Source organism: Streptomyces sp. NPDC059454 (genome assembly GCF_042749965.1).
Classification (GTDB): domain Bacteria; phylum Actinomycetota; class Actinomycetes; order Streptomycetales; family Streptomycetaceae; genus Streptomyces.
This window is the reverse complement of record NZ_JBHYVC010000121.1, coordinates 1-6,055: the sequence shown is the minus strand read 5'-3', so window position 1 is coordinate 6,055 and position 6,055 is coordinate 1. Positions and strand designations below refer to the sequence as shown.

The following is a 6,055-nucleotide window of genomic DNA, read 5'->3' as shown; positions in this document are numbered from 1 at the left end:
CGGGGTTCCGAAGAACCTGCGGAAGCTGGAGAAGTCGTACGGGATGTGCGGTGACGCGCTCGCGGACTACTGGCCGAAGCTGGAGCGCGCCCAGGCCCTGGCGGACAGGGCGCTGGCCAAGGCGCGCGAGGCCCGCGCCGACCTGTCCTCCGCGCAGTCGAAGCTGACCTCGGCGGAGTCGTGGGTGGGCCGGGCGACGAAGGAGGCCGACAAGTACAAGGACGATCCCACCGGGTCGAAGTCGGACGCGGACAAGCCCGACGAGGCGAAGGTGCGGGCCGCGACCCGGGACGTGCGGAGCGCCAAGTCCGCCCAGGACAAAGCCCAGTCGGACGTGAGCGCCGCGCAGGACGCGCTCGCGGCGGCGAAGAAGATGGCCGAGGACGCGCGCACGATGCGCGAGGAGGCCGCGCGGGACGCCAAGTCGAAGATCGACGAGGCCTCCGACGCGGGCATCCAGAACCGGTCGTGGTGGGAGGAGGTCGGCGACTGGTTCGTCGACAACTGGGACAGCATCGTCGCCGCCTGCAAGATCGTCGTCGCGGTCGTCGGCATCGTCGCCCTGATCATCGGCGGGCCCATCCTCGGGGCGATCGTGCTCATCGCGGCACTCGTGGTGCTCGCCGACACCCTCTACAAATACTCCAAAGGCCAAGCCTCTCTATGGGATGTCGGCCTGGCCGCGCTGGACTGCATCCCCGGCATGAAGGGCCTCACCAGCCTCGGCGGACTCGCCAAGGGGCTCAAGGCCCTCGGCAAGACCGGCCTCAAGGGCATGGCCCTCGGGGTCAAGGGACTGGGCAGGAGTGCGAGAAGCATGGTGGCGAATGGTCCGAGAGGCGCCTACAACCGGGTACGGAGCGTCGTCCGTTCCCGGGGGAGTGACCCTGTTGACATGGCCACTGGAGCCATGTACTTGCCGCAGGTCGATGTGGAACTCCCTGGGGACCTTCCGCTGTCCTTCACTCGCCGTGTCGCGTCCGATTACAGGTGTGGCTGGTGGTTCGGTCCGACCTGGTCTTCCACCGTCGACCAGCGCCTCGAGATCGACGATGAAGGCATCGTCTTCGTCACCGACGACGGCCTGCTGCTCGTGTACGCCCAGCCCGTGGCACCGCACACCCCGGTGCTACCCGAGGCCGGCCCGAGAAGGCCGCTGACTTGGCTGGGCGATGGTGGTTACCGGATCGACGACCCTCTGACAGGTCAAGCCAGCCACTTCACCCCAGCTGTTCGTGGCGTCGCCCTCCCCGCCCGCATCACCGACCGCAACCAGCGAACGATCACCTTCGACTACAGCGACGACGGTGTTCCACTGGCGGTACGGCACTCCGCCGGCTACCACATCAAACTCACCACCGACGGTGGACGTGTCACTGCCCTGAGCCTGGCGCACGCGGCCGATGACGGCTCCGACATCGTCCTCAAGCGCTATGGCTACTGGGACGGCAACCTCACGGAGATATACAACTCCTCCGGTCTGCCTTTGCGGTTCACCTACGACGAACGGCTGCGTGTCACGTCCTGGACGGACACGAACAACAGTCGCTACTCGTACTCGTACGACGACCGGGATCGCTGCGTCGCCGAGGGAGGCGAGGCCGGACACATCACCATCACGCTCGACTACGAGGGTCTCGATTCAGTCCGATGGCCCGACCGCCGTATCACGACACTCACCACTGCCGAAGGCGAGACAACCCGCTTCGTCGTCAACGACAACAGCCAGGTCGTCGCAGACGTCGATCCCCTGGGAGGCGTGGTGCACACGGTCTACGACGATCACCATCACGTCATTTCCAGGACGGACGAGCTCGGTGGCCGTACGACGATCAACCGCGACGAGGCCGGTCGTCCCACGGAGGTCATCCGGTCGGACGGAGAGATCTTCAGCTTCGAGTACGGCGTCGAGGGGCTGCTGACGGTCATAGGCCGGCCCGACGGTCGCAGTTGGCGCCGGACGTACGACGAGCGTGGCAACTGCACGGCCATGACGGACCCGGCGGGAGGCACCACGCGGTTCACCTACGACACGACAGGGGCCGTGACCGAGGTGGTCGACGCCTTGGGTGGAACCCGGACCGTGCGCTGCGATGCCGCCGGGCTGCCCGTGGCCACCACAGACGCCCTCGGCGCCATGACCACGTGGAGGCGGGACGCCTTCGGCAGGATCGTCGAATACGTCGATCCACTGGGTGGGAGTACTCGCCTGAGCTGGACGGTCGAGGGTCACCTGACCCAGCTGATCACCCCTGACGGTGCCGTTGAGTCCTGGGCGTACGACGGGGAGGGCAACTGCGTCAGCCACACCACCCCTGCCGGTGCCATTACGTCCTTCGAGTACACCCACTTCGATCTGCCTTCGGCGCGAACAGGCCCCGATGGGGTGCGTTACGAGTTCGTCCACGATCACAGCCTGCGTCTCGTCCAGGTTCTCAGCCCGCAGGGACTGGCGTGGACGTACGAGCATGATGCCGCAGGGCGCCTGGTGGCGGAGACGGACTTCGACGGGCGCACTCTCACGTACACCCATGACGCCGCCGGACGCCTCACCTCACGCACCGACATGCTCGGGCAGACCCTCCATTACTCCTACGACGCCGTCGGCAACCTGGTGCAGAAGCGCAGTGGCGACCGGGTGACCCGGTTCGTCTACGACACGAATCGGCACATGACCGCGGCGACAGCGCCCGAGGTGGAGTTGGTCCTTGCGCGCGACGCCAACGGACAGGTCACGTGTCAGAAGGTCAATGGGAGGCGACTGACCTACGAGTACGACCGGCTGGGACGTGTTTCCCGCCGCACGACGCCGTCCGGGGCCACGAGCACATGGACGTACGACGAGGTGGGGAACCGCTCACGGCTTGACGCCTCCGGCCGCGACGTACGTTTCGAGTACGACTGGTCGGGCCTGGAGACCGTCCGGCGGATGGGCGACAGTACCGTCTTCACTCAGACGTACGACGCCCTGGGGCGGTTGGCGGAACAGAGGCTCACAAGCGGAGACGACGGGCGGATGCACCGCGCGTACGCGTACGCCGAGGACGGAAACCTTGTCGGCGTACAGGACTCCCGTTCAGGGAGTCGCCGGTTCGACCTCGATGCCGCACACCGGGTCACGGCTGTGAGTGCCGAGAACTGGACCGAGCGCTATGCCTACGACGAGGCGGGAAATTTGACGGCGGCATCCTGGCCGGCTCGTCATCCCGGCTCGGAGGCGACCGGCCCGCGCACCTACACCGGGACCCGGATCAGTCGCGCGGGCCGCACGCGCTACTCGTACGACGGCTTGGGCCGCGTCGTGCAACGTCAGAAGAAGCACCTCTCCGGTAGGTGCGAAACCTGGCGCTATACCTGGGACCCGGAAAACAGACTGATATCCGTCAGGACGCCGGACGGTACCTGCTGGCGCTATCTCTACGACCCGTTGGGTCGGCGTGTCGCCAAACAACGATTGGCTCCCGACGGCGAGAGTGTCGTGGAGCAGACCGACTTCACCTGGGACGGAGTCGTCCTGTGCGAGCAGGCGGCCGGCGCGGGGCCCGGCTCTCCTTCGGTGGTGACGACGTGGGACTACGACGGATTCCAGCCGATCACGCAGACGGAGCGCATTCTTGCCGCGGACGCGTCTCGGGAGGAAATCGACTCCCGGTTCTTTTCCATCGTCACTGATCTCGTCGGTACGCCGACGGAACTGATCGACGAGGGAGGTGATGTCGTGTGGCGCAAACGCGCCACACTGTGGGGCCTCACGGCCTGGAATGCCGACGCCTCCGCCTATACGCCGCTCCGTTTTCCCGGGCAGTACTACGATTTCGAGACCGGACTGCATTACAACTACTTCAGGCACTACGATCCCGAGACGGCCCGGTACCTGACGCCGGACCCCCTTGGTCTGGCCCCAGCGCCCAACCCGGTCGCATACGTGGCCAACCCGCACACCGGAGTCGACCTTCTCGGTCTGAGTCCCTATTACAGCGAAATCGCGCCCAATGGACAGCGAGGCCCTGCCTACGCCGTTGTGACGCCTCAGACGCTGGACGATGCCGCTGCCGGACTCATCGGCAGTCCGCCGGGGCGTGGTGCCCGGTACGCGCCTCCCGGATTCCAGGGTGGGCCTGCCGGACATTCACGCGGGCACCTGATCGGACAGCAGTTCGGTGGTGACGGCAGGGACATGCGGAACATCGTCACGCAGGGAAGCGCCCAGAACAACGGACCCATCTCCGACGCCGAGGACCTCATAGCCGCTCACGTCAGGTCTTCGGGGAACACTGTCACCATGAGCGTAACTCCCGAGTATGCGAACGGGGGAGATGTCCCCAGTGACATCCTCATCGAGGCTGTCGACGATTTCGGATGGTCGTTCAGCAGAAGATTGCCCAACTTGTGAGAGGGATTTTCCTATGGAGGACACATATCTCGGCGAAGAATTGTCCCGACTCAAGGCGCTGTGTCCCCCTCCAGGTGATTCCGTGCCTGTCCGGACAGTGACGCGCGGAACGGGGGACCTGACCGTTCCGGTCAGTCACAAGGATTTGACCGGCACCTATGGAGCCGGTTGCTTCGACGAGTTCTTGTGGGTCTTCGCGGACGGCGCACTCAACAGCCATCTCGACATCACCGAGCGCACTGAGCAGATGCGCGCCATTCTCCGGGGCAAGGCACTGACCGAGCTCAGCCGTACGCTGGACAAGTATCAGGCCGGTCCCGACGACCTCGTCCAGTGGGGGGTCACGGACAATGCCGATCTGCTGGCATGGATCACCAGGGGAGACCCCGCCGACTGGCCAACCGTGATCATCCAAGCCGGTCAGCTGGGGGCAGTCGTCTCCACGGGGAGCTCGACCGCCACGATTTTCGACCTGCTCACGGGAGTACTGCGTGTTCCGTTCTTCCCCGTCGACTTCCCTGGTGAGCAGCCTGAGTTCTCCGTGAATCCGTACGGGTGAGCCCGAGGTGCACTCGCGGTTCTTCGAGGCCGGTACCGGGCGGGAAGGACACCGGCACGTCTTTTCCCCTCTGCGTGAGAACGAGACGCTCGCCCCACTCGGAACCTGGCGGCTCCTACGGCGAACCCGCTGCTCTCCCCGACGCGTCAGCCGAATCGTCCAAGCCATCCGTCCTCCCCCGCTGACCTGTGACTATTCAGGATGAGAGAGGCTTGGTGACGCATGGAAGGCCCTGCGAGGCCGACGTTCCTGAGGAGCGACGGATCGGCCTTTCCGTCGAGCTTCAGGAAAGGCACGAGGAAACGCGCGACGACAGTGAACGACTCCTCGGTTCCGGAACAGGTACTCGCTCGCGAGATCTTCGGCCCACTGGGCGGTGTCGTCGAAATCGGAGCCGTGGCCGCCACGGGAACGTGGGAGGTCGCGCGGGCCTCGGTGGCCGGCTGGTTGAGCCGTCATCGGAACGAGGTGGACCGGCTCCTGAAGCTCGTGCGCGAGATCGGGCGGTTCTCCGAGCCGAGTATGGCGATCGCGGACGAACTCGGTTGGCTCAGCGAGCACCCCGTCACAGCCCCCTCGTTGCTGCTGTGGGCCGGCGGCATCGAGGAGATCACGCCACGGCTCGAAGACCTGGAACAGCCTCGCGCGGTACGGCGCATGTGCCGCATGGGCGCGGATCTTCAGCTCACCCGGCTGCTGCAAGCGATGGTGACTGCCACTGTCGTCGGGCAGAGGACCGCCGACGACTCCGTACGGGAAATCGCGGAGGCACTGGACATCGGTGTCCTGCTGGCGAACCAGGTTGAGCACACCACAGCGGCCGTGGTCTTCAGGATGTGGCGGGCGGCCTGCTTGCCCGAGGTACTCCGTCCGGACTCCGGTGCTTCGGCCGCGGGCAGGACGGCGTTCCGTTCGCTTGCTCATGCCCTGGAGGACGGCCTCGATCCGTGACGGGTGGCTTTGAAACGCGCGAGGCGGCAGCCCGTCGGCAGGTGCGGCACATCATTACGACGGAACCGAGTCCGCACGACAAGGGAAGGTGAGCGGGACTCTGTGGAATCCGCGTGGGACTGGGAGACCGGCGAGGGGTTGCTGGGAATCGA

Annotated in this window: 3 protein-coding genes; all 3 read left to right on the top strand. The window is 65.8% G+C overall.

Features of this window, described 5'->3' with window-relative positions; genetic code table 11:
* Positions 1 to 43 precede the first annotated feature (43 nt).
* Positions 44 to 4,393: a DUF6531 domain-containing protein gene (locus ACFXAE_RS36005; RefSeq protein ID WP_384723890.1), complete on the top strand. Its 4,350-nt coding sequence runs from the start codon at positions 44 to 46 to the stop codon at positions 4,391 to 4,393.
* A gap of 13 nt (positions 4,394 to 4,406) precedes the next feature.
* The gene (locus ACFXAE_RS36000) at positions 4,407 to 4,952 is read left to right on the top strand and encodes a hypothetical protein (protein WP_384723887.1); all 546 of its coding nucleotides are present in this window, start codon (positions 4,407 to 4,409) and stop codon (positions 4,950 to 4,952) included.
* Between the two features lie 222 nt (positions 4,953 to 5,174).
* Positions 5,175 to 5,903 carry a hypothetical protein gene (locus tag ACFXAE_RS35995; RefSeq protein ID WP_384723884.1) on the top strand — a complete coding sequence of 243 codons (729 nt, stop codon included), beginning with the start codon at positions 5,175 to 5,177 and terminating at the stop codon, positions 5,901 to 5,903.
* The last annotated feature ends 152 nt before the right edge of the window (positions 5,904 to 6,055 follow it).

What these genes read in the sequence shown, in the direction of transcription:
- ACFXAE_RS36005 (WP_384723890.1), top strand. Translation starts at nt 44, where the DNA reads ATGTGCGGTGACGCGCTCGCGGACTACTGGCCGAAGCTGGAGCGCGCC.
- ACFXAE_RS36000 (WP_384723887.1), top strand. Translation starts at nt 4,407, where the DNA reads ATGGAGGACACATATCTCGGCGAAGAATTGTCCCGACTCAAGGCGCTG.
- ACFXAE_RS35995 (WP_384723884.1), top strand. Translation starts at nt 5,175, where the DNA reads ATGGAAGGCCCTGCGAGGCCGACGTTCCTGAGGAGCGACGGATCGGCC.